Origin of the sequence: Pseudomonas sp. THAF187a (assembly GCF_009363395.1) — a bacterium.
Taxonomy (GTDB): Bacteria; Pseudomonadota; Gammaproteobacteria; order Pseudomonadales; family Pseudomonadaceae; genus Aquipseudomonas; species Aquipseudomonas khazarica.
In genome coordinates, this window is record NZ_CP045349.1 from 4,914,399 (window position 1) to 4,937,920 (window position 23,522).

The window sequence follows — 23,522 nt, forward strand, 5'->3', positions numbered from 1 at the left end:
CTGCTTGCCCGTTGGCGGGCGAGTGAGGCGGGGTGTTGCGGGTGATTCAGATGCTCCAGCGGGCATTCACCAGCCGGTCGTTCAACAGGTTCGGGTCAAGCGGTTGTGGCCGTCGCGCCAGGGCTGCCTGCAGCTGATCCAGGGCCTCATCGAGGCGCTCGCGCAGTTCATCGGCGATCTGCGCCGGCCGGCCCGCTTCCGGGTAGGCGATCTGTCGGTCCACGGCGTACACGCCGCTGAGCATCTCCTGAGCCTTCAACGCCGCCAGCACCGGCTTGAGCGCGTAATCCACCGCCAGTAGATGCGCCGGGCTGCCGCCACTGGCCAGAGGCAGCACCACCTTGTTCGCCAGGGCACGCTCGGGCAGCAGGTCCAGCACCACCTTCAACGCGCCGCTGAACGACGCCTTGTACACCGGCGTGCCAACCACCAGGCCGTCGGCACTGGCCACCAGCGCCTGCAGATGCCGGGCGGACGGGCCGTCGAAGTGCGCATGCAACAGCTCCTCGGCGGGAAAATCGCGTACCCGCAGCAGCGTGACCTCGACCCGCTGCGCGTGCAGACGCTGGCGCACATGATCCAGCAGCACCTCGGTGCGCGAACGCGCCGCAGGGCTGCCGGAGAGCAACACGACGTGCATGCTCGGCCCTCAGCGATTCGGTTGCGGGGTCAGGCGCAGATAGGGCTTCAGCGCGCGGTAACCTTTCGGGAAGCGCTGCCTGAGTTCGGCTTCGTCCTTCAGTGACGGCACGATCACCACCTCGTCACCGTCCTGCCAGTTGGCCGGAGTGGCCACCTTGTAGGTGTCGGTCAGCTGCAGCGAATCGACCACCCGCAGGATCTCGTTAAAGTTGCGCCCGGTGCTGGCCGGGTAGGTGATGGTCAGGCGCACCTTCTTGTCCGGGTCGATCACGAACAGCGAGCGCACCGTCAGGGTGTCGCTGGCGTTCGGGTGAATCAGGTCATAAAGGTCGGCGACCCTGCGGTCGGCATCGGCGATGATCGGGAAGTTGACGGTGGTGTGCTGCGTCTCGTTGATGTCGTCGATCCACTTCAGGTGCGAGTCAACCGGGTCGACCGACAGGGCGATGGCCTTGACGCCGCGCTTGGCGAATTCGTCCTCGAGCTTGGCAGTGAAGCCCAGCTCGGTGGTGCACACCGGGGTGAAGTCGGCCGGGTGGGAAAAGAGGATGCCCCAGCTGTCACCCAGCCACTGGTGGAAGCGGATACGGCCTGCGCTGGAATCCTGCTCGAAGTCGGGGGCGATATCGCCCAGGCGAATGCTCATGCTGATGCTCCTTGGTAGCGGCGTGCTGTGGCGCTCACTATTGCCCAGGAACAAACCAAAACAAAAAGAATAAATAATGATTTATTTATTCTTTTATGGAATTTAAAAAGACCCTCGCCGATCACCGGTCGATCCGTGTGACAGCGCAACGCAGCGCGGCTTTGTATCATCGCCGATACATTACCGACACGTTCCGGATACGCCGATCACCGAGACTCTCACGGGGCGTTGGCGCCCCGGTATCTTCCGTTGCCGATGGAGCCGTCCCTGGTGCATGACACGACCCAGACCGAAGCCACATCCCGTACCACGCGCGTGCTGCTCGTCGACGACAACGAAGAGCTGCGCGAGCTGCTTGGCGGCTACCTGACGCGCTTCAACATCGCCAGCGAGGCGGTTGGCAATGGCGCGGCCATGCGCCTGGCCCTGGCCGGCGGGCACTTCGACGCGGTGATTCTCGACCTGATGTTGCCCGGCGAAGATGGCCTGAGCCTGTGCCGCGAGCTGCGCGCCACGTCCGATATCCCGATCCTCATGCTCACCGCCCGCTGCGAACCGGCCGACCGCATCATCGGCCTGGAGCTGGGTGCCGACGATTACATGGCCAAGCCGTTCGAACCGCGCGAACTGGTGGCGCGCATCCAGAGCATCCTGCGCCGGGTGCGCGATGGCCGTGACACACCACGGGACGAGCCACCGTCGCAACTGCGCTTCGCCGACTGGACGCTGCACAGCGTACTACGCCAGCTGCAGGCGCCAAGCGGGCTGGTGGTGCCCCTGTCGAACGCCGAATTCCGCCTGCTCTGGGCCTTCCTCGAGCGCCCGAGGCGGGTGCTCAGCCGTGAGCAATTGCTCGACGCCGCCCGTGGCCGTGCCATCGAGGCCTTCGACCGCAGCATCGACCTGCTGGTCTCACGGCTGCGCCAGAAGCTCGGCGACGACTCGCGCAACCCCAACCTGATCAAGACCGTGCGCGGCGAAGGCTACCTGCTCGACGTTGCCGAGATCCGCTGATGGCGCGCCCCGACAGCCTGTTCGCACGCCTGCTCGGCGTGTTCCTGATCGCCATCGTGCTGGCTCATGCACTGGCCTTCGCCTGGTTCGGCCGTTACGGCGCCCCCCCGCCTCCACCCCCGCCTCCGCCGCACATGGCGCTGGACGGCCTGCCGCCGCCCGAGGCCGGCCCTCCCCCGTCACGACTCGATGGTCCGCTGATCGTCTTCGGCTTTCAGTTGATCACCCTGCTGCTCGCGGCCTGGTACTGCGCGCGCCTGCTCAGCCGGCCGATCCGCCACCTGGCCGAGGCAGCCGAACAGCTGGCCGACGACCTCGACAGCCCGCCGCTGCCACTGGCCGGGCCTCGCGAGACACGCCAGGCCGCCCAGGCCTTCAACCAGATGCAGCAGCGCATTCGCGGCCAGGTGCAGCAGCGCACGCGCATGCTGGCAGCGGTGTCGCATGACCTGCGCACGCCGCTGGCCCGCCTGAAACTGCGCCTGGAACAGATTCCCGACACGCAGGTGCGCGAGCGCATGGCCCTGGACCTGGCCGAGATGACCGAGATGCTCGATGCCACGCTCGGCTACCTGCGCCAGCTGCACAACGCCGAGCAAGCGCAGAACCTGGATATCCAGGCGCTGGTCGAAGCGCTGGCCGAAGACGCCTGCGAACGCGGCGAGGATGTCGGCGTCCGGGGCCAGTGCGCGCCCCTGCAGGCGCGCCCGGTGGCACTGCGCTCGTGCATCAACAACCTGGTGGAGAATGCCCTGCGCTACGCCGAGCATGCCGAGATCGAACTGCGCGACGGCCCCGAGTGGGTCGAGGTACGCGTCATCGACTACGGCCCGGGCATCGCGCCGGCCTTGCGGGAAAGCGTGTTCGAGGCGTTCTACCGCGTGGAAGGTTCGCGCAATCGCAACTCCGGCGGCGTGGGCCTGGGGCTGACCATCGCCCGCGAGGCGGCGCAACGCCAGGGCGGCGACATCCACCTGGAAGAAACCCCCGGTGGCGGCCTGACGGCCATACTGCGCCTGCCACGCGCGCTCACGTGTCCTGCCTGATACAAAGTCCACACACCCCGTACATAAGCGCCCCTGAACCTGCCATGGCTGAAGAAGCCTCTTCAGCCAGCCAACCATGGGAGCAACGCTCATGATCAGTGGTGTCAGCAGTTACTCGGGCTACGCCTACAGCTCGACTTACGCCAGCACCCAGCGCAGCACCGCCAGCAGCGGAAGCTGCGCCGGAGGCCCGGCCAACATGCAGGAAAAGCTGTTCAGCCTGCTCGACAGCGACGGCGACGGCAGCGTCGCCAAGGAAGAACTGAGCAGCGTGCTCAGCGCCGCACAGGAAAACGACAGCAGCCTGAGCATCGACATCGACGAGCTGTTCAGCCAACTCGATGGCAATGGCGATGGCAGCCTCGACAGCGACGAGATCGCCGCACTCGCACCGCCTCCTCCGCCGCCACCGGGCGGGCCCAACCCGGAGGACATGTTCGCCCAGCTCGACGCCAACGGTGACGGCCTCATCGATGCCGACGAACTCGCTGCACTGGCCAACGACAGCGCAGTGGACACCAGTGCCCTGCTCGCCAAGCTGGACAGCGACGGTGACGGCGGCCTCGACCTGGACGAACTGAGCGCACTCGCGCCACCCCCTCCGCCGTCTGGCGGCCCGTCATTCGAACTGGCGCAGGGTAGCGAAGGCGACGACGCGACGCTGGACAGCCTGCTCGAGGCCGTCGCCCAGCGCCCACCCAGGCCCGAGCTCGAACCACAGGTCTCGGAGATGATCGGCAAGCTGCTGCAGCACTACCAGAGCAGCCAGAACGACGCCGGCAGCCTGGGTAGCCAGCTCAGCCTCAGCGCCTGAGCGCGAGCCGCCGCTGGCCTCACTGGCGGCGGCGTCCAGCGCCGCTCAATCGCCCCTCAGGCGGTAGCCCACGCCCGCCTCGGTGATCAGGTAGCGGGGCGCGGCCGGATCGTCACCCAGCTTCTGCCGCAGATGACCGACCACCACGCGCAGGTAGTGGCTGTCGCCAACGTGGCTCGGCCCCCAGATGTCACGCAGCAGCTGCTGCTGCGTCACCACGCGTCCGAGGTGCTGGCCAAGCAGGGCGAGCACCGCATACTCCTTGGGTGTCAGGGCGACTTCGCCGCCCTCCACGCTGACCCGTCGATAGGCCAGGTCGATGTTCAGCCCGCCACAGACGATGTTCGCCGGCAGCGCTTCGCGTACCTGCCCCTGGCGCAGCAGCACGCGCACACGGGCCAGGAACTCCTGAATACCGAAGGGCTTGCTCACGTAGTCGTTGGCGCCGCCGTCCAGCGCCAGCACCTTCTCGCCCTCGCTGGCGCGCACCGACAGCACCAGCACCGGCACCTGGCTCCATTCGCGCAGGCGGCGCAGGACCTGCTGGCCGTCGAGATCGGGCAAACCAAGGTCGAGCACCACCACATCCGGGCTCTGCAAGGCCGCCTGGGCCAGACCGTCTTCGCCGTTCGCGGCCTCCAGCACCCGATAGCCCTGAGCACTGAGGGCGATGCGCAGAAATTTGCGAATCTGCGCCTCATCGTCGATCAGCAGAATGCTCGGTCCCTGGCTCATCAATCTTCCTCGGTGGCTTGTGGTTGCGCGGTCAATGGCAGGTGCAGGGTGAGGCTGGCACCACGGCCATCCAGCCCGTCGCCGACGCTGACGCGGCCACCGTGGGCACCGACCATGCCCTGGCAGATGGCCAGGCCCAGCCCCGTGCCCTGGCCACCACGGTCCCCGCGCGCGGCGGTGTAGAACATGTCGAAGATCTTCACCCGCTCCGCCTCGGGAATGCCAGGCCCCTGATCGGCGACGACGAAACGCAACGCCTGTTCATCGAACTCCAGCGACACACGCAGACGCCCATCAGGCGGCGAGAAACGCGCAGCGTTCTCCAGCACGTTGACCAGCGCCTGCTCGATCAGCGCCGCATGCACGTACAGCAACGGCGGCTCCGCCGGCAGCACACACTGCACCTGCAGCGGGGCAAGCACCGTGCGCAGGCGCTGCAGGGCGCTGGCGACGATATCGCTGGGCGCCACCCAGTCACGCGCCAGCTTGAGCCCGCCATGGCCCAGGCGGGTCATGTCGAGCAGGTTCTGGATATAGCGGTCGAGCCGTTCGGCCTCATCACGGGTGCCTTCCAGCAGCTCGCAGCGATCCGCTGCGGGAATCGCGTCGCCCAGCGCCAGCAGGGCGTCGATGGAACCGCGCATGGCCGTCAGCGGCGTACGCAGGTCGTGCGACACCGAGGCCAGCAGGGCACTGCGCAACTCTTCGGTCTGCCCATGCAGGCGCGCGGCTTCCAGCTCCTCGGCCAACTGCGCGCGCGCCAGGGCCTGTGCCAGCGGCTGAGCGAGCGCAGCGACCAGCCGCCGGCGCGTGTCCGTCAGCGGCGTGCCGGCGGCTGTCCGCAGGCCGAGCAGCAGCAAGGCGCCCTCCTCCCCGCACAGCGGCCACCACCACCAGCGGCTGCCCGGCAGGGTGTCGGTGCCGAGACCAGCGGGCTGCTCATGCTGCCAGGCCCAGTCCGCGGCAGCGCGCTCGGCGTCGGACAGCTCGATGCGCAGGCCACCCTCGTGCTGCCACGGTCCCTGCGCCGTGCGCGACAGCAGCGTCAGTTGCACCTCCGCCCAGCCGCCCAGTTGCTGCTCGGCCACCGCCAGCACGGCCTGGCGGTCAGCGGCGACGGTCAGCTTGCGCGACAGCTCCAGCAGTGCAGTGGTTTCACCCTGCATGTGGCGCAGCGCCTGCACCTGGCGCCGCTGACGGCTGGCCAGGTTACCGGTCAGGCCGGCCATGAGCAGGAAGAACAGCAGCGTCAGCACGTCCTCCTGACGCTGGATGTGCAGGGTCAGGGTCGGCGGGATGAACAGGAAGTTGTAGACCAGAAACGACAGCCCCGAACACAGCAGCGCCGGCCCCAGGCTGCTGCGTACGGCCACCAGCAGCACGGCGGCGAGAAACACCAGCGAGATGTTCGGCAACTCCAGTATCCGCGCCAGCCCGAGGGCGATCAGCGTGGCACCGGCGGTCGCCAGCAGCGCCAGCAGATAGTCGCGCCAGCGCGGCGCCGGTTGCCGGCCACGCCCGGCGTGCGGCTGCCCCGCCTCGGCATCCAGCACGCTCACTTCCAGTCCGGCCCCCGCCGCCAGCAGGCGCTCGCCAACACCACGGCCGAACCAGCGCCGTCGCAGGCGCCGTGCGCTGCTGCCAACCAGAATCAGGCTGGCGCGCCGCTCGCGGGCATGCTCGAGCAGCGTGCGCGCCACCGACTCGCCGTGCAGGATCACCACCTCGCCCCCCAGGCGCTCGGCCAGGCTCAAGGCCGCCTGCACCCGCCCACGCTGCACGTCGTCCATGGCCTGGCGGCTGTTGACGTGCACCACCGACCAGGGCAGATGACGCCGCTCGGCCACCCGGCAGGCGTGACGCACCAGGCGCTCGGCCTCGCCATCGCCGTCCACCCCCACCAGCAAGCGCCCAAGCACGCTGGGCGCGGCCTGGCCAAGCTGGCGATAGCGCCGGTCGAGATCGGCATCGACCCGTGCGGCAGCGGTCTGCATGGCCAGCTCACGCAGCGCGGTCAGGTTGGTCGGAGAGAAGAACGCGTCGATGGCTGCCCGCGCCTGCTCGGGCATGTACACCTTGCCGTCGCGCAGACGCTCCAGCAGCTCGCGCGGCGGCAGGTCGATCAACTGGATCTCGTCGGCCTCCTGCAGCACCCAGTCCGGGACGGTTTCACGCACCTGCACGCCGGTGATGTCGCGGATGCGGTCGTTGAGGCTCTCCAGGTGCTGGACGTTGACCGTGGTGTAGACGTCGATGCCGGCCGTGAGCAGCTCCTGCACGTCCTGCCAGCGCTTGGCGTGACGACTGCCAGGGGCGTTGCTGTGCGCCAGCTCGTCGACCAGTGCCAGCCTCGGCGGATCGAGCAGCAGACCGTCGAGGTCCATCTCGCAGATTTCCAGGCCACGGTAGGGCAGGCGCCGTGGCGGCTGTTGCGGCAAGCCCAGCAGCAGGGCCTCGGTGTCGCTGCGACCATGGCTTTCGACCACCCCCGCACGCAACGGCACGCCCATGCGCAGCTGCGCATGGGCGGCCTGCAGCATGGCGTAGGTCTTGCCCACGCCGGGCGCAGCACCGAGAAATACCTTGAGCCGCCCACGGCCTTCGCGGGGCAGGTCGGCAAGCAGCGCTTCGGCGCGCAGGCTGTCAGTCATGGCGGGATCATCAGCGGGCGTTGAGGGGCGGATTGTCGATCAGCGCCAGGTTCAGGGCCAGCACATTGACCACCGCAGGGCCAAACAACGGGCGTTCGGTGTGCGCCTCGATCAGCTGCGACAGCCACTCTGGCGCCAGGTTGCGCGCCTGCGCGATGCGTGGCACCTGCCAGGCAGCGGCCGCGGGTGACAGATGCGGGTCGAGGCCGCTGGCCGAGGTGGTCACCAGTTGCATCGGCACGGGCGCCTGAGCGTCGTGGCCGGCGCTGAGCCGTTCGACGCGCTCGTACAGGCGCGGATTGCTCGCCGCCAGGTTGCTGGCGGCGCTGGCCACGGTGGCGTAGTCACCCGCCGAGGGGCGTGGCTGGAACCACTGATCGCCGTCGAAAGCCTGGGCGATCAGGCGGCTGCCACGCACCTGCCCCGTTTCGTCTCGCACCAGGCTGCCGGCAGCCTGGTCGGGGAATGTCAGGTGCGCCATGGCAGTGACCGCAAGCGGGTAGGCGACGCCGGTCAGCAGGGTCATCAGCGCCAGGGTGGCGACGGCAGGGCGGATATGTTCGAGCATGATGGTTCTCCAGAAGGTCGCCCCGGATCAGCTCCGGGGCAGATCGAGCGCGGACTACACCCAGCCCAGCGCCACCAGCAGCAGGTCGAGCAGCTTGATGCCGACGAACGGGGCGAGCAGGCCGCCGAGGCCGTAGATCAGCAGGTTGCGCCGCAGCAGCTGGCCGGCATCCAGGGCCCGGATGCGCACACCGCGCAGCGCCAGCGGGATCAATCCGACGATGATCAGGGCGTTGAACACGATGGCTGAGAGAATCGCGCTTTGCGGGCTGTGCAGCTGCATCAGGTCGAGTGCGCCGAGCTGTGGATAGATACCGGCGAACAGCGCCGGCAGGATGGCGAAGTACTTCGCCACATCGTTGGCCAGCGAGAAGGTGGTCAACGCACCGCGCGTCACCAGCAGCTCCTTGCCGACCTGCACCACGTCGATCAACTTGGTCGGGTCGCTGTCCAGATCCACCAGGTTGGCGGCCTCGCGGGCGGCCTGAGTCCCATCGTTCATGGCCAGTCCGACATCGGCCTGGGCCAGAGCCGGTGCATCGTTGGCACCATCGCCACACATCGCCACCAGCTTGCCCTCGGCCTGCTCGGCGCGGATGCGCGCCAGCTTCTTCTGCGGCGTCGCCTCGGCGATCACGTCGTCTACCCCCGCCTCGGCGGCGATGGCCGCAGCGGTCAGCGGGTTGTCACCCGTCACCATGACGGTGCGGATACCCATGGCGCGCAGTTCGGCGAAGCGCTCACGGATACCCGGCTTGACCACGTCCTTGAGGTGAATGGCGCCGAGCAGTCGCCCGTCAGCGGCCACCAGCAGCGGTGTACCGCCGCTCTTGGCAATCTTCTCCACCTCGCTCGCCAGTGCCGCCGGCATGCCGTCACGCCCCAGCCCGAGGTAGGCCAGCACGGCGTCCACCGCGCCCTTGCGATAGGCCAGGCCATCCACGTCGACACCCGACAGGCGTGTCTCGGCGCTGAAGGCGATCAGCCTCATGCCATCAGGAGCGGGCAACGCCAGCGGCTGCAGCGACGCCAGGTACTCGACGATCGACTTGCCCTCCGGGGTGTCATCGCCCTGCGACGCCAGCAGCGCCGCCCTGGCCAGCTCCGCCGCAGCGACCCCGGGCGCCTGGAGCAGCGCGCTGCAGCGGCGGTTGCCAAAGGTGATGGTGCCGGTCTTGTCCAGCAACAGGGTATGCACGTCGCCGGCCGCCTCGACCGCGCGCCCCGACTTGGCGATGACGTTCAGGCGTACCAGGCGATCCATGCCGGCGATACCGATAGCCGAGAGCAGGCCGCCGATGGTGGTGGGGATCAGCGTCACCAGCAGCGCGGCAAGGTAGATCAGCGGCAGGTTGCCGTCGGCGAAGCGGGCGAAGGGCTGCAGGGTGGCCACCACCAGCAGGAAGATCAGGGTCAGGCCGATCAGCAGGATATCCAGCGCGACTTCATTGGGCGTCTTCTGCCGGCGCGCGCCCTCGACCAGGGCGATCATGCGGTCGAGCGTGGACTCGCCAGGATTGGCGGTGATCCTCACCAGCAGCCAGTCCGACACCAGGCGGGTATTGCCGGTGACTGCCGAGCGGTCCCCGCCGGACTCACGGATCACCGGCGCGGACTCACCGGTGATGGCCGCCTCGTTGACCGCCGCAATCCCTTCGATCACCTCGCCGTCGCCCGGTATCAGCTCGCCGGCCTCGACCCGCACCACATCGCCCATACGCAGGCTGGCGGCCGCTACCGAGTGGAACTGCGCACCGACCCGCTTGCGCGCCATCAGTCCCTGGCCGGCGGATTTGAGGCTGTCGGCACGCGCCTTGCCACGGCCCTCGGCCAGCGCTTCGGCGAAGTTGGCGAACAGTACGGTGAACCACAGCCACAGGGCGATCTGCACGCCCAGGGCAGTGCTTACCTGGCCATCCCCGGGCTGAGCGGAAGGCACGAAACACAGCACGCTGGTGACCAGCGCCGTCAGCTCGACCACCAGCATCACCGGTGAACGCACCAGCTGGCGCGGGTCGAGCTTGACGAAGGCCTGCCTGAGGGCCGGGCGCCACAGCGCATCGAGGTGGGTCTGCACCTTGCCGCTGGACGGGTTGGCGCTGCTTTGCGCCGATACATGGACATTCATCACGGGCGCTCCTTCACAGTGCCAGGTATTCGGCCAGCGGGCCCAGGGCCAACGCCGGCATGAAAGTCAGGCCACCCACCAGGAGGATGGTCAGAGTCAGCAACACGACGAACAGCGGGCCGTGGGTGGGGAAGCTGTTCCGCCCCAGCGGGGCCGTGCGCTTGGCCGCCAGGCTGCCAGAGATCGCCAGCACCGGCAGGATGTAGCCGAAGCGCCCGAGCAGCATGGCCAGGCCGAGCATGAGGTCGTGGTAGGGGGTGTCGGCGCTGAAGCCGGCGAAGGCCGATCCGTTGTTGCCGGTGGCCGAGCCATAGGCATACAGCGCCTGGGTGAAACCGTGCGGGCCGGGGTTGCCGATGGAGGCCGCAGGTCCGGCGAAGCTCACCGCCAGGGCAACGCAGACCAGCACGCCGAGCGGCATCACCATCAGCGTGGCGACCAGCAGGCGCACCTCGCGCGCCTCCAGCCGCTTGCCCAGGTAGGCCGGTGTGCGACCGATCATCAGGCCGGCGAGGAACACCGCGATCAGCACAAACAGCAGCATGCCGTAGAGACCGGCGCCGATGCCGCCGAAGATGATCTCGCCGAGCACCATGTTGAACAGCGGCACCAGCCCGCCGAGGGCGCTGAAGCTGTCGTGCATGGCGTTCACCGAGCCATTGGAGGCCGCCGTGGTGGTGGCGGCCCAGAGCGCCGAAGCGAAGCTGCCGAAGCGTGCTTCCTTGCCCTCCAGTGAGCCCACCTGCTCGACGGGCAGCCCCGCCAGCAGCGGATTCGGCTGCAACTCCGCCCAGGCACAGAGGCCCAGCCCCATGGCGAACAGCAACAGCATGCTGGCCAGGATCGCCCGGCTCTGACGCAGGTCCCGCACGTAGTGACCGAAGGCGAACACCAGCGCTGCCGGGACCAGCAGGATCGACGCCAGCTCCAGCAGGTTGCTCAGCGCCGTGGGGTTCTCGAAGGGGTGCGCCGAGTTGACCCCGAAGAATCCGCCGCCGTTGGTGCCCAGCTGCTTGATGGCAATTTGGCTGGCCGCCGGCCCCATCGGCAGGGTCTGCTCGCTGCCTTGCAGGGTGGTCGCCGCCACGTAGTCGCTGAAGGTCTGCGGTACGCCCTGCCACACCAGCAGCAACGCCAGCAGCAGACACAGCGGCAGCAGGCCGTAGAGCACGGCGCGGGTCAGGTCGACCCAGAAGTTGCCCAGGCGGTCGCTGGACTGCCGCGTCAACCCCCGGCACAGCACCACCAGCACCGCCAGCCCCACCGCCGGGCTGACGAAGTTCTGCACCCCCAGGCCAAGCATCTGACTGAAATAGCTGAGCTGTGCCTCACCGCTGTAGGCCTGCCAGTTGGTGTTGGTGACGAAGCTCACCGCCGTGTTGAAGGCCAGCGGCAGGCTCATCCCGGCCACCTGATGCGGATTGAGCGGCAAGGCGCCCTGCAACAGCAGGATGCCGGTCAGCACCAGCAGGCAGACCAGCGTGAAGGCCAGCAGTGCCAGGCTGTAGCCGCGCCAGCCCTGCTCCTGCTGCGGGTCGATGCCGGCGACACGATAACAGGCGCGCTCCAGGGGTTGCAGCAGAGGGCTCAGCCAGGTGCGCTGGCCTTCCATCACGCGATAGAAGTAGCGCCCCAGAAACGGCGCCGGTGCCAGCACCAGCAGGGAAAAAGCTGCCAGCAGCAGCCAGTCGTTGTCGTGCATGGCCACCTCCTCAGCCGCGCCCGGCGGTGAGCAGAGCCACCAGCAGGTAGGCGAAGAGGCCGATCACCAGGATCAGCGACACACCATCGATTGCGTTCATGTTCAAAGCTCCACGATGCGGGACGTCCGCTCGCGAGCATTGTCGGAAGGCCGACCGTAAAGATTCGATTGGCGGGCGGCTGGCGGGGCGTAAAGAAAGCGTATCGATGCAGCGGCACCGGGCCCGTGGCGGCGCGCCAGCTCAAGCGCCGCGCAACCCGTCAGGTATTGGCAAGCCCGCCACTCAGGCCAGCAACTGCACCGCCAGCCCCAGCAGCGCACAGGCCAGCAGCGTCTCGATCACGCCGCGCCGCAAGCCCAGCAGCGCCACACCCGCGCCCAGCGTGATCGCTGCCGACAGCCAGTCGAAGGTCCCGCCGAAGCCCTCTGGCCAGAGCACGTGATAGGCGAAGAACAGCGCCAGATTGACGATGACCCCGACCACCGCAGCGGTGATGCCGGTCAGCGGCGCGGTGAACTGCAAGCGGCCGTGGGTCGACTCCACCAGCGGCCCGCCGGCGAGGATGAACAGGAACGACGGCAGAAAGGTGAACCAGGTGACCAATGCAGCCGCCAGAGCACCACTGGCGAAGGCCGAGTCACCCGCGAACGGCGGCTGGCCGTAGGCACCGACGAAGGCCACGAAGGCGACGACCATGATCAGCGGCCCTGGCGTGGTCTCGCCGAGCGCCAGGCCGTCGATCATCTGCCTGGGCGTCAGCCAGCCATACTGCTCGATGGCGCCCTGATACACATAGGGCAGCACCGCGTAGGCGCCGCCAAAGGTCAGCAGCGCCGCCTTGGTGAAGAACCAGCCCATCTGCGTCAGCGTGCCCTGCCAGCCGAACGCCAGGGTCAGCAGGCCCATCGGCAGCAACCACAGCAACGCGCCCAGCAGCAGGATCAGCCCCAGGCGAGCGGGCCGGAAACGCGTATGCGCCAGGCGTGTGTCGTCATCGATCAGCGCCGCCACCGGGGCGGCGCCAACCTCGCCATGCGCAGCCGCGCCGGTGAAATGCTGCGGCGCCAGGCGCCCGCCGAGGTAGCCGATCAGCGCGGCAGCCAGCACGATCAGGGGAAAGGGCAGCTGCAACGCGAAGATCGCGACGAAGGCCGCCAGCGCGATGCCCCACAGCCAGGCGTTTCTCAGCACCCGCCCGCCGATGCGCCAGGCCGCCTGCGCCACGATGGCCGTCACCGCCGGCTTGAGGCCATAGAAGAGCCCCGCCACCAGGGGCACGTCGCCATAGGCCAGATAGACCCAGGACAGGCCGATGAGGATCAGCAGCGATGGCAGCACGAACAGCACGCCGGCGATCACCCCGCCCCAGCTGCGGTGCATCAGCCAGCCGATATAGGTGGCCAGTTGCTGCGCCTCCGGCCCGGGCAACAGCATGCAGTAGTTCAGCGCATGCAGAAATCGTCGCTCGGACAACCAGCGGCGCTTCTCCACCAGCTCCTGGTGCATGATCGAGATCTGCCCGGCCGGCCCGCCGAAGCTGATCAGCCCCAGTTTCAGCCAGAAACGCAACGCCTGCAGCAGGCTGACCGGGGCAGGACGCTCTGGCGAATCGGACATTGGGCAGGCTCCAGCACGACGAAAACCGACCGCCCACTATAGCCGCGAAACATGACAGCGAAGCGACAGCGCACGAAAAACGACCAGCCTCCCGCAGCCCTTGTACCACCTGGCCTGGAACGCTTTTCCCGCATCTTATCCACAGCGCTTTCCCCAGATTCTGTGCATGAGCCGGGCGCCTGCGGCCCGCCCCTGCCCCGCTGTGGGAAACTCAACGCAAGTCATTGATTGATCGAACGATGCGACCTGTCGATGACGCCAACAAGACGTCACTGGGCAAAAACTGAACGGCTCCGGACAGGCCGCGGGAATGCTAGGCAGGAAGGGCTTTTGCAAAGGTTATCCACAGGACTGCCAACAGAATCTGTGAAGCAATCGGGAGGCGTCAGCCGTTGTACAGATAGACCACCAGGCGCTTCTCGGGGCTGACGACGATCAGGCCGATCCGACCATAGGCGTAATAGCTGCCCGGGCTGTTGATAAGGCTGTCGACATCGCGTATCAGCGCGGCGGCCACCTCGATGCAGAAACCGTAACGGCAGAGGTAATCGAGGCTGCTCAGCGACTGCTGGCGACTGTCCACAGGCCAGTGCCGCTCGTCCGCAGCGATCGGCGTTTCTTTCCAGTCGCTGTAGGAGCCGCGCCAGCGCCGCCCTGCAGTGGCGCTGTTGCCCGGCATGTTTTCGAAGAACCCCAGCCCCGTACCGGCGAGCGCCGCGGTGGCTGCGGGCAGGCGATAGACGAGAATCCCGGTCTCGTTGCCGCCTGGGCCGAACCCCCAGGACTCCTCCATGGCATAGACGATGGAGGTGACCTGCAACGCGTCGGGCACCAGGCTCAGGCGGTGCTCGTTGAGCGCGTGCAGATAGGCCAGGCGGATCGCCAATGCACAGGCGAAGGTGCCGAAGACCAGCGTTGCGTAGATGAGCAGCTTGCGAGCGGTGGACATGCGCCGTTTCGTCCCTGAAGGTCAGTCGTCCTGCCAGCCCGGGGACAGGCTGGCCCGCCCTACTCTACACAGGCCGGGACCACAGACAATGGGGACGATGGTCAACCGGCCCGCACACCGGGAAACGCCCGACAGACAGCTCGGTAATGCTGTTCATCTGAGGTGCACACGTTTGGCTCCCCTCTCCCATTCATGGGAGAGGGGCTGGGGGAGAGGGGACTAGGCGCGTCCGACTACCTCTCCTGGGAACAGCATTACGACAGGTCGGGCGTTTTCCTCAGCGTGCCGGCCCCGGTTCAGTTGCCGGCGGCCTTCAGCAGCGGGTTGCCATTGGCGCCGGCCCCGCCGTTGGTCTTGTAGGCGTCGAGCAGTTTGCCGGCCTTGCTCCACTCGAACACGGTCGACTCGTTCTTGTTGTACGCACCCGGTAACGCGGTGATCAGGCTGTAGTCGTACTTCCACACTTCCTTGCCGCTCAGCTCGGACTTGGAGTTAGGGTGACCGACCTGCTTGACGACCTCATCCTGAGTGGCACCGGAGCTTTTCAGCTGCTGCAGCGTTTCCGGGGCGATGTACACGCCGGTCTCGTAGTCCAGCGGCGTACGAACGTTGCAGCCTGCCAGCAGGGTCAGAGAGAGGGCCGCCGCGGCGATGAGGGTTGTCTTGTTCATGCTGAATGTCCTTGTTTTGATCCGTCCATACCGCCCACGGGGCCTCGGCGCTGCGCGCGAGCAGCCACGCAAGGGCGGTAAGCAAGGAGCATAAGGACGGGCAGGCGGCCCAGCCATAACACAGATGACCTAATGGCCTTGTGCTGGCTGTGCCGCCCCGTACCAGGATCGCGGCAGCGACCGAACGCCGTCAGGCCGCCTTGCTCGGCGACGCATCCTCGAAGCGGTCGACCTTGCGCAGGCTCTTGAAGCCGAGCATCCAGCCGCCGGTCACCAGCAGGGTGCAGGCGCAACCGAGCAACGCCGCCGGCACCACGCCGAACCAGGCGGCACTGGTACCGGCGCGGAATTCGCCCAGCTCGTTGGAAGACCCGATGAACAGCATGTTCACCGCGTTGACCCGGCCACGCATGGCGTCCGGCGTGGAGAACTGCACCAGCGAGGAACGAATGTACATGCTCACCATGTCCGCGCCGCCGGCCACCATCAGCGCGGCGAAGGACAGCCAGAACAGGCTGGACAGGGCGAACACCAGGTTGGCCAGGCCGAACAGCGCCACCGCGCCGAACATCACCAGGCCGACATGACGGTTGAAGGGCCTCATGCTCAGGTACAGGCCCACGGTCACCTCGCCGATGGCCATGGCGCTGCGCAGCAGGCCCAGGCCCGTGGGGCCGACCTCCAGCACCTCCTGGGCGTAGATCGGCAGCAACGCCACCACGCCGCCGAGCAGCACGGCGAACAGGTCCAGCGAGATGGTGCCGAGAATGATCGGCCGCGTGCGGATGAAGTGGATACCCGCAGTGAAGCGCGCCCAGGCGGTCGACTCCAGCGCCTGCATCTTCTCCGCATAGCGCACCGGCACCAGCGGCAGCAGCGCCGTACCAACGAGGAAACACAGCAGGCACACCGAGTAGGTCAGGCCACCGCCGCCGATGGCGTACAGGCCACCGCCGAGCACCGGACCGGAGATGGTCGCGCCGCGCATGATCATGCTGTTGGCCGCGATGGCCGCCGCCAGGCGCTCGCGCGGCACGATCTGCGGCAACAGGCTCGACAGCGCCGGCCCGGTGAAGGCACGGCCACAGCCGTAGAGCACCAGCACGGCGTAGTACCAGCTGACCGGCGCCTCGCTCAGTGACAGCCAGAGCAGCGCCCCCGCGCACAGCGCCTCCACCAGCCAGCTGAGCATGAGGATCAGCTTGCGGTCGTAACGGTCGATCAGGTCGCCCGCCGGCATCAGCAGCACCAGCATGGGGATGAACTGGGCCAGGCCGACATAGGCCAGCGACAGGGGATCGCGCGTCAGGTCATAGACCTGCCAGGCCACCACGATGGCCTGAATCTGCACGGCGAAGACCACCACGATGCGCGCGATGAGAAAGGGCAGGAAACCGGGAAGCCGGTAAACGGAAACTGGGGCAGCGGACACGGAGGAAACCTCGAGGCATGACCGGCCGGTGCCGGTCGAGGTGAGCCGGCCAATCTACGGCAAAGCCCTGCCATGGGGCAAACCGGTGAACAGGTTGTTGCGCTGGTTGCTCCACAGGCAGATGGCAACCGAAATATTTTGGGCCGGATCGACGAATCTTGTGCAGTCGCGGCTGAAGCCCCTCCCACGCTCCGAGCGGTTGCGGGCGGTATGGTTCAGACCACAAACCCGTAGGAGGCGCTTTAGCGGCGAGCTGTTTCATCGCGGCTGAAGCCGCTCCTTGGGAATAGCGTGCAAGCGCAGAGGGCAAACGACTTTGGTAGCCTTGTCCGAACGTTTTTACGGAAGCCTCGCCATGCCGCTCACCCCCGACGAACTCGCCCAGATCAGCGCCCTGACCCTGAGCCACTATCAGGACAGCGCCGAGGATTTCCGCGCGGGCACCCGCGACCACGATGTCAGCCAGAACATCGCCGCCCTGCTGCGCCATATCGAGGCGCCGAGGCCCTGGCGCATCCTCGATCTCGGCTGCGGCCCCGGCCGCGACCTGCGCACCTTCAGCGCGCTCGGGCATCAGGCCGTCGGCCTGGATGGCTGCGCCGAATTCGTCGAGATGGCGCGCACCGACAGCGGCTGCGAGGTGTGGCAGCAGAACTTCCTCGCCCTGGACCTGCCCGAGGCGCAATTCGACGGTATCTTCGCCAACGCCAGCCTGTTCCATGTGCCGGACCAGGAGCTGCCGCGCGTGCTCGGCCAACTGCATGCGGCGCTGAAAACCGGCGGCGTGCTGTTCAGCTCCAACCCGCGCGGCGACAACCAGGAAGGCTGGAACGGCCCGCGCTACGGCAGCTACCACGACCTGGAGCGCTGGCGTGCACGGCTCGTCGCTGCCGGCTTCGTCGAGCTGGAGCACTACTACCGTCCAGACGGCCTGCCGCGTGAGCAACAACCCTGGCTGGCCAGCGTCTGGCGCGCCCGCTGAACACAGGCCGACCGCGACTCACAATGGGGCAGGGATTCGCGCCGTGCATTCTTTTGGGCTGCGCGCGCCACCCGCAACGCGCCTGAGCGCAGCGCCCGAGGCCCGGAACAGAGCGGCCTGGCGCATCTCGACAGGGATTGGCACAGCCACTGCATGACTCCGCACAAGCCCGGCCACCCGGGCAACCCACTCGGTCAACGGCGATCGAACAGCCAACGCAGGCAATTGGGTAGCGACGTGCCATAGAGCGGCACGCGACAGAACAGGCAAAGGCGCCTGGAACCGCAAGGTTTCAGGCGCTTTTTTTTGCCGCACGAAAACCTGATGAGCTTTCGCCGGGAACCACCATGAACAGCACAGAACGCCCCAGCAACAAGCAACGCCTGGTCATCATCGGCAACGGCATGGTCGGCCACCACTGCGTCGAGCAACTGCTCGCGGCCGGCGCGCTGGAACACTACCGGATCGACGTGTTCGGCGAGGAGGCGCAGCGCGCCTACGACCGCGTGCACCTCTCCGAATACTTCAGCGGGCGCGATGCCGAATCCCTGGCGATGAGCGCCGCCGAACTGTATGCACGAGCCGGCCTGTACCTGCACCTGGCTGCGCCGGTGCTGGAGATCGACCGCGCCACCCGCGAGGTGATCACCGCCAAGGGGCGCTTCACCTACGACAAGCTGGTGCTGGCCACCGGTTCCTACCCCTTCGTGCCGCCCATCGAAGGCGCCGAGGGCGATGCGCGCCTGGTCTACCGCACCCTCGACGATCTCGACGCCATCCGCGCCGCCGCCCAGGGCAAACGCCGCGGCGTGGTGGTCGGCGGCGGTCTGCTCGGCCTGGAGGCAGCCAACGCGCTGAAATCGCTGGGCCTGGAAGCACACGTGGTGGAATTCGCCCCGCGCCTGATGCCGGTGCAACTCGACGACTTCGGCGGCGCCGCGCTCAGGCAGCGCATCGAGGACCTCGGCGTCGGCGTGCACCTGGACAAGGCCACGCAATCGATCAGCGCCGGCAGCGACTACCGCTACCGGATGAACTTCGCCGGCGATGAGGCCCTGGAGACCGACCTGATCGTCTTCTCCGCCGGTATCCGCCCGCAGGACGCCCTGGCCCGCGCCTGCGCGCTGGAACTCGGCCCGCGCGGCGGCGTGGCGATCGATGACCAGTGCCTGAGCAGCGACCCGAACATCTACGCCATCGGCGAGTGCGCGGCCTGGAATGGCGGCATCTTCGGCCTGGTCGCGCCCGGCTACCAGATGGCCCGCGCCGTCGCTGCCCGGCTCTGTGGCGCCGAGGCGCAGCCGTTCCTCGGCGCCGACATGTCGACCAAGCTCAAGCTGCTCGGCGTCGATGTCGGCTCCATCGGCGACGCCCACGGCGCAACGGCCGGCGCGCGCAGCTACCGCTACATCGACGAGGCCAGCGCCAGCTACCGGCGCCTGGTGGTCTCCGCCGACGGCCGCCAGGTGCTCGGCGCCGTGCTGGTCGGCGACAACAGCTACTACGACACCCTGCTGCAGTACGCGCAGAACGGCATCAGGCTGCCGGACGACCCGGCCAGCCTGATCATGCCCGCCGGTGGCGGCGCCCCGGCGCTCGGCGCCGACGCCCTGCCGGACAGCGCCACCATCTGCTCCTGCCACAACGTCAGCAAGGGCTCGGTGTGCGCCGCCATCGACGCCGGCTGCTGCGATGTCGCCGGGGTCAAGGCCAGCACCAGAGCAGCCACCGGCTGCGGCGGCTGCGCGGCGCTGCTCAAGCAGGTGGTCGAGCACGAGCTGAGCGCCCGTGGCGTGGCCGTCGACACGAGCCTCTGCGAGCACTTCGCCCACACCCGCCAGGAGCTCTATCACTTCGTCCGCGTCGAGGGCATCGAGACGTTCGAGGACCTGCTGGCCAGGCATGGCAAGGGCCACCTCGGCTGCGACATCTGCAAGCCGGCGGTGGGCTCGATCCTCGCCTCCTGCTGGAACCGGCCGATCACCGAGCCGGCGCTGATTCCGCTGCAGGACACCAACGACACCTTCATGGCCAACATGCAGAAGAACGGCACCTACTCGGTGGTGCCGCGCATCCCCGGCGGCGAGATCACCCCCGAGGGGCTGATCGCCATCGGCGCGGTGGCGAAGAAATACGACCTCTACACCAAGATCACCGGCGGCCAGCGCATCGACCTGTTCGGCGCCCAGCTGCACGAACTGCCGGACATCTGGGGCGAACTGATCGCTGCCGGTTTCGAGACCGGCCACGCCTACGGCAAGTCGCTGCGCACGGTGAAAAGCTGCGTCGGCAGCACCTGGTGCCGCTACGGCGTGCAGGACAGCGTGGCCATGGCCCTGCACCTGGAGAATCGCTACAAGGGCCTGCGCTCGCCGCACAAGATCAAGTTCGCGGTCAGCGGCTGCACCCGCGAGTGCGCCGAGGCGCAGAGCAAGGACATCGGCGTGATCGCCACCGAGAACGGCTGGAACCTGTACGTCTGCGGCAACGGCGGCATGCGCCCACGGCATGCCGAACTGTTCGCCACCGACCTGGACGACGACAGCCTGGTACGCCTCATCGACCGCGTGCTGATGTTCTACATCCGCACCGCCGACAAGCTGCAGCGCACCTCGGTGTGGCGCGAATCGCTGGAAGGCGGCCTGGACTACCTCAAGCAAGTGATTCTGGAAGACAGCCTGGGCCTCGCCGCCGAACTGGAAGCGCAGATGCAGCTGGTGGTCGAGCGCTACGAATGCGAATGGGCGGGCGCGCTGAAGGACGAGGAGAAGCTCAAGCGCTTCCGCACCTTCGTCAACGAAAAGGGCGGCGACCCCGACATCCGCTTCGTCCGCGAACGCGGCCAGCGCCGTCCGGCGCGCGCCCATGAACTGGAACTGATCCCCGTCACCGAGGAGGCCGTCTGATGAGCCCGTCCAACACCGCACGCGATCCGCACGCCGACTGGCGCCCCCTGTGCCGCACCGCCGACCTGGTGGCCGGCTCCGGCATCGTCGCCCTGGCCGGCGGCCAGCAGGTGGCGCTGTTCTACCTGCCGGACAGCGAGCCGCAGGTATTCGCCATCGGCAACCGCGACCCGAAATCCGGCGCCAATGTCATCGGCCGCGGCCTGGTCGGTCACCTGGGAGGCGATCTGGTGATCGCCTCGCCGCTGTACAAGCAGCACTTTCGCCTGCGCGACGGTGCCTGCCTGGAGTACCCCGAGCAGCACCTGCCGGTCTGGCCCGTGCGCCTGTGTGGCGAGCGGGTGGAAATCAGCCTGGGCTGAGCCCCTGCCCCCTTCTTCAATAGCTAACGAGAGAGCGCAAACATGTCCTATCTGGTCCCGACAGAATTCGTCACCAAGATGGTGGATGCCGGTGAGTCGAAGATCTTCATGTCGACCCGCGACACCCTGATCCGCGCCTTCATGGCGGGCGCCATCCTGGCCCTGGCGGCGGTGTTCGCCATCACCGTGGGCGTGCAGACCGGCTCGCCGCTGGTGGGCGCCATGCTCTTCCCGGTCGGCTTCGTGATGCTCTACCTGATGGGCTTCGACCTGCTCACCGGCGTGTTCATGCTCACCCCGCTGGCCCTGCTCGACCGCCGCCCCGGCGTCACCCCGAGCGGCGTGCTGCGCAACTGGGGCCTGGTGTTCGTCGGCAACTTCGCCGGCGCGCTGACCGTGGCCTTCATGATGGCGTTCGTCTTCACCTACGGCTTCTCCACCGGCCCGGGCGCCATCGGCGAGAAGATCTCGCACATCGGCGAGGCGCGCACCCTGGGCTATGCCGAATACGGCCTGGCCGGCTGGGCGACCATCTTCCTGCGCGGCATGCTGTGCAACTGGATGGTGTCGATGGGCGTGGTCGGGGCGATGATCTCCACCACGGTGAGCGGCAAGACCATCGCCATGTGGATGCCGATCATGCTGTTCTTCTTCATGGGCTTCGAGCACTCGGTGGTGAACATGTTCCTGTTCCCCTCGGCGATGATCATGGGCGGCGACTTCTCGGTGATGGATTACATGATCTGGAACGAGATCCCCACCGCACTGGGCAACCTGGTCGGCGGCCTGGCCTTCACCGGCCTGACCCTCTACACCACCCACGTCAGAACCGCGCCCAAGCGCACCACCTACAACTGAGCCGTGCCGATGAGCCTGGCCGACGCCTCGCCGCGCAGCCGCCAGCCAGGGCGGCTGCGCGTCAGCGTCGGCCAGCATTCGGACAGGGGCAAGAAGCCACGCAACCAGGACTTCCATGGCCTGTGCGTGCCGCAGGCGGCCCAGCTCGACAGCAAGGGCATCGCCGTCGCCCTGGCCGATGGCATCAGCAGCAGCGAGGTCAGCCACATCGCCAGCGAGACGGCGGTGGCGGCCTTTCTCAGCGACTACTACAGCACCAGCGACGCCTGGTCGGTGAAGACCTCGGCGCTGCGCGTGCTCGCCGCCACCAATGCCTGGCTGCACGCGCAGAGCCGGCGCAGCCCGCACCGTTATGACCTGGATCGCGGCTACGTCTGCACCTTCAGCGCGCTGTTGCTGAAGTCGACCACCGCGCACCTGTTCCACATCGGCGACGCGCGCATCTACCGCCTGCGCGGCGACGTGCTGGAACCGCTGACCCAGGAACATCGCCTGCAGCTCGACGCCGACAGGAGCTACCTCAGCCGCGCGCTGGGCATGCAGGCGCATCTGGAAATCGACTATCAGGCCCTGCCCCTGGAGGTCGGCGACCTGTTCCTGCTGGCCACCGACGTCGTGCATGCCTTCCTCGACGACCGCAGCCTGCGCGCCTGCCTCGCCGGCAGCGCCGACGACCTGCAACACACCGCGCAACGGATCGTCGAGCGGGCGCTGGCCGGCGGCAGCGACGACAACCTGACCGTGCAGCTGCTGCGCATCGAGCAGTTGCCCGAAGGTGAGCCCGGCGAGTTGCAACGGCAGCTGGACGAGCTGCCCTGCCCACCCGTGCTGGAGGCACCGTGCGACTTCGACGGCTACCGCATCCTGCGCCGGCTGCACGCCAGCGCGCGCAGCCACCTGTACCTGGCGCGCGACCCGGCCAGCGGCGCCACGCTGGTGCTCAAGACCCCCTCCCAGGATCTGCAGCAGGACACGCAGTACCTGCAGCGCCTGCTGCTGGAGGAATGGATCGCCAGGCGCATCGACAGCCCCCACGTGCTCAAGGCCCATGTGCCATCGCGCCCGCGCCACTACCTGTACAGCAGCAGCGAATTCATCGACGGCCAGACGCTCGCGCAGTGGCTGCTCGACCACCCGCAACCGCCCCTGCAGGCGGTACGTGACATCGTCGAACAGATCGCACGCGGCCTGCGCGCCTTTCACCGCCTGGAAATGCTGCACCAGGACCTGCGCCCGGCCAACCTGATGATCGACGCCGAGGGTACGGTGAAGATCATCGATTTCGGCGCGACGCACGTGGCCGGGCTGCAGGAAAGCGACGCGCGGGAAACGCTTCGGCAGGCGCTCGGCACGGCCCAGTACAGCGCACCGGAATACTGGCTGGGACAGCCGGCCAGCGTCGGCTCGGAGGTGTTCTCGCTGGCAGTGATCACCTACCAGATGCTCACTGGCCGGCTGCCCTACGGCGCGGCCATGGCGCGGGCCCGGAGCCGGACGGCGCAGATGCGCCTGCGCTACCAGCCAGTGGGGCGCCAGGCGGACCTGCCGCCGTGGCTGGACGACGTGCTGCGCAAGGGTTGCCACCCGGACCCGAACCAGCGCTACCGGGACCCGGACGAATTCGCCCACGCCCTGCGCCATCCCGGCCAGGCGCTGCTCGCGCGCAGGCATCGGCCCCTGCTGGAGCGTGACCCGCTGCTGTTCTGGCAACTGCTCAGCCTGCTGCTGGCACTGTCCTTGCTAACCGCACTGCTGCACTAGGCGCGCCGTGCCTGGCTGGCAAAACGCCCGGCAGACGG

The 23,522-nt window shown here is 67.8% G+C and carries 20 protein-coding genes; 8 read left to right on the forward strand and 12 right to left on the reverse strand.

Annotation, left to right across the window (positions count from 1 at the left end; all coding sequences use genetic code 11):
• Positions 1 to 46 precede the first annotated feature (46 nt).
• Complete coding sequence (gene ssuE, locus FIV02_RS22970) at positions 47 to 640, reverse strand: NADPH-dependent FMN reductase (protein WP_037051368.1); 594 nt, start codon at positions 638 to 640, stop codon at positions 47 to 49.
• A 9-nt stretch (positions 641 to 649) separates the two neighbouring features.
• Positions 650 to 1,288 carry a peroxiredoxin gene (locus FIV02_RS22975; RefSeq protein ID WP_152489886.1) on the reverse strand — a complete coding sequence of 213 codons (639 nt, stop codon included), beginning with the start codon at positions 1,286 to 1,288 and terminating at the stop codon, positions 650 to 652.
• A gap of 255 nt (positions 1,289 to 1,543) precedes the next feature.
• Between FIV02_RS22975 and FIV02_RS22980 the strand changes: the two genes are divergently transcribed.
• From FIV02_RS22980 to xopAW, 3 genes are all read left to right on the forward strand, one after another.
• Complete coding sequence (locus FIV02_RS22980; protein ID WP_152489887.1) at positions 1,544 to 2,302, forward strand: response regulator; 759 nt, start codon at positions 1,544 to 1,546, stop codon at positions 2,300 to 2,302.
• Entirely contained in the window at positions 2,299 to 3,348 is a 1,050-nt protein-coding gene (locus FIV02_RS22985) for an ATP-binding protein (RefSeq protein WP_152489888.1), read from the forward strand. The genes FIV02_RS22980 and FIV02_RS22985 overlap by 4 nt, the downstream gene beginning before the upstream one ends.
• 91 nt (positions 3,349 to 3,439) lie before the next feature.
• On the forward strand, positions 3,440 to 4,162 hold the full coding sequence (gene xopAW, locus FIV02_RS22990) for a XopAW family type III secretion system calcium-binding effector (RefSeq protein ID WP_172979189.1): 723 nt from the start codon (positions 3,440 to 3,442) through the stop codon (positions 4,160 to 4,162).
• Positions 4,163 to 4,207: 45 nt separating this feature from the next.
• On the opposite strand, the gene FIV02_RS22995 is transcribed toward xopAW, so the two are convergent.
• The 10 genes from FIV02_RS22995 to FIV02_RS23040 form a co-directional block, all read right to left on the reverse strand.
• The gene (locus FIV02_RS22995; RefSeq protein WP_150606974.1) at positions 4,208 to 4,897 is read right to left on the reverse strand and encodes a response regulator; all 690 of its coding nucleotides are present in this window, start codon (positions 4,895 to 4,897) and stop codon (positions 4,208 to 4,210) included.
• Entirely contained in the window at positions 4,897 to 7,548 is a 2,652-nt protein-coding gene (locus FIV02_RS23000) for a sensor histidine kinase KdpD (RefSeq protein ID WP_152489890.1), read from the reverse strand. Before FIV02_RS23000 ends, FIV02_RS22995 begins: the two co-directional genes overlap by 1 nt.
• Before the next feature lie 10 nt (positions 7,549 to 7,558).
• The gene (kdpC, locus tag FIV02_RS23005) at positions 7,559 to 8,116 is read right to left on the reverse strand and encodes a potassium-transporting ATPase subunit KdpC (protein ID WP_152489891.1); all 558 of its coding nucleotides are present in this window, start codon (positions 8,114 to 8,116) and stop codon (positions 7,559 to 7,561) included.
• 54 nt (positions 8,117 to 8,170) lie between these two features.
• Positions 8,171 to 10,243: a potassium-transporting ATPase subunit KdpB gene (kdpB, locus tag FIV02_RS23010; RefSeq protein ID WP_152489892.1), complete on the reverse strand. Its 2,073-nt coding sequence runs from the start codon at positions 10,241 to 10,243 to the stop codon at positions 8,171 to 8,173.
• A 13-nt stretch (positions 10,244 to 10,256) separates the two neighbouring features.
• The gene (gene kdpA / locus FIV02_RS23015; RefSeq protein ID WP_152489893.1) at positions 10,257 to 11,945 is read right to left on the reverse strand and encodes a potassium-transporting ATPase subunit KdpA; all 1,689 of its coding nucleotides are present in this window, start codon (positions 11,943 to 11,945) and stop codon (positions 10,257 to 10,259) included.
• Between the two features lie 10 nt (positions 11,946 to 11,955).
• Positions 11,956 to 12,045 (reverse strand): potassium ABC transporter ATPase, encoded by a 90-nt coding sequence (locus tag FIV02_RS23020; protein ID WP_037051350.1) that lies wholly within the window; start codon positions 12,043 to 12,045, stop codon positions 11,956 to 11,958.
• A gap of 183 nt (positions 12,046 to 12,228) precedes the next feature.
• On the reverse strand, positions 12,229 to 13,563 hold the full coding sequence (chrA, locus tag FIV02_RS23025) for a chromate efflux transporter (RefSeq protein ID WP_047585506.1): 1,335 nt from the start codon (positions 13,561 to 13,563) through the stop codon (positions 12,229 to 12,231).
• A gap of 385 nt (positions 13,564 to 13,948) precedes the next feature.
• Positions 13,949 to 14,512 carry a hypothetical protein gene (locus FIV02_RS23030; RefSeq protein ID WP_152489894.1) on the reverse strand — a complete coding sequence of 188 codons (564 nt, stop codon included), beginning with the start codon at positions 14,510 to 14,512 and terminating at the stop codon, positions 13,949 to 13,951.
• 296 nt (positions 14,513 to 14,808) lie between these two features.
• Positions 14,809 to 15,183: a hypothetical protein gene (locus FIV02_RS23035; protein ID WP_152489895.1), complete on the reverse strand. Its 375-nt coding sequence runs from the start codon at positions 15,181 to 15,183 to the stop codon at positions 14,809 to 14,811.
• A gap of 190 nt (positions 15,184 to 15,373) precedes the next feature.
• Positions 15,374 to 16,615, reverse strand: coding sequence for an MFS transporter (locus tag FIV02_RS23040; protein WP_152489896.1), 1,242 nt, complete (start codon positions 16,613 to 16,615; stop codon positions 15,374 to 15,376).
• A gap of 355 nt (positions 16,616 to 16,970) precedes the next feature.
• On the opposite strand from FIV02_RS23040, the gene FIV02_RS23045 reads away from it, so the two are divergent.
• The 5 genes from FIV02_RS23045 (at position 16,971) to FIV02_RS23065 (ending at position 23,484) form a co-directional block, all read left to right on the forward strand.
• A complete protein-coding gene (locus FIV02_RS23045; protein WP_152489897.1) occupies positions 16,971 to 17,597 on the forward strand; it encodes a bifunctional 2-polyprenyl-6-hydroxyphenol methylase/3-demethylubiquinol 3-O-methyltransferase UbiG in 627 nt (208 codons plus the stop codon).
• 347 nt (positions 17,598 to 17,944) lie between these two features.
• The gene (gene nirB, locus FIV02_RS23050; protein WP_152489898.1) at positions 17,945 to 20,503 is read left to right on the forward strand and encodes a nitrite reductase large subunit NirB; all 2,559 of its coding nucleotides are present in this window, start codon (positions 17,945 to 17,947) and stop codon (positions 20,501 to 20,503) included.
• Complete coding sequence (gene nirD, locus FIV02_RS23055; protein ID WP_037051332.1) at positions 20,503 to 20,865, forward strand: nitrite reductase small subunit NirD; 363 nt, start codon at positions 20,503 to 20,505, stop codon at positions 20,863 to 20,865. Before nirB ends, nirD begins: the two co-directional genes overlap by 1 nt.
• Positions 20,866 to 20,907: 42 nt before the next feature.
• Positions 20,908 to 21,723, forward strand: coding sequence for a formate/nitrite transporter family protein (locus FIV02_RS23060; RefSeq protein WP_037051328.1), 816 nt, complete (start codon positions 20,908 to 20,910; stop codon positions 21,721 to 21,723).
• Positions 21,724 to 21,732: 9 nt separating this feature from the next.
• A complete protein-coding gene (locus tag FIV02_RS23065) occupies positions 21,733 to 23,484 on the forward strand; it encodes a bifunctional protein-serine/threonine kinase/phosphatase (protein WP_152489899.1) in 1,752 nt (583 codons plus the stop codon).
• The last annotated feature ends 38 nt before the right edge of the window (positions 23,485 to 23,522 follow it).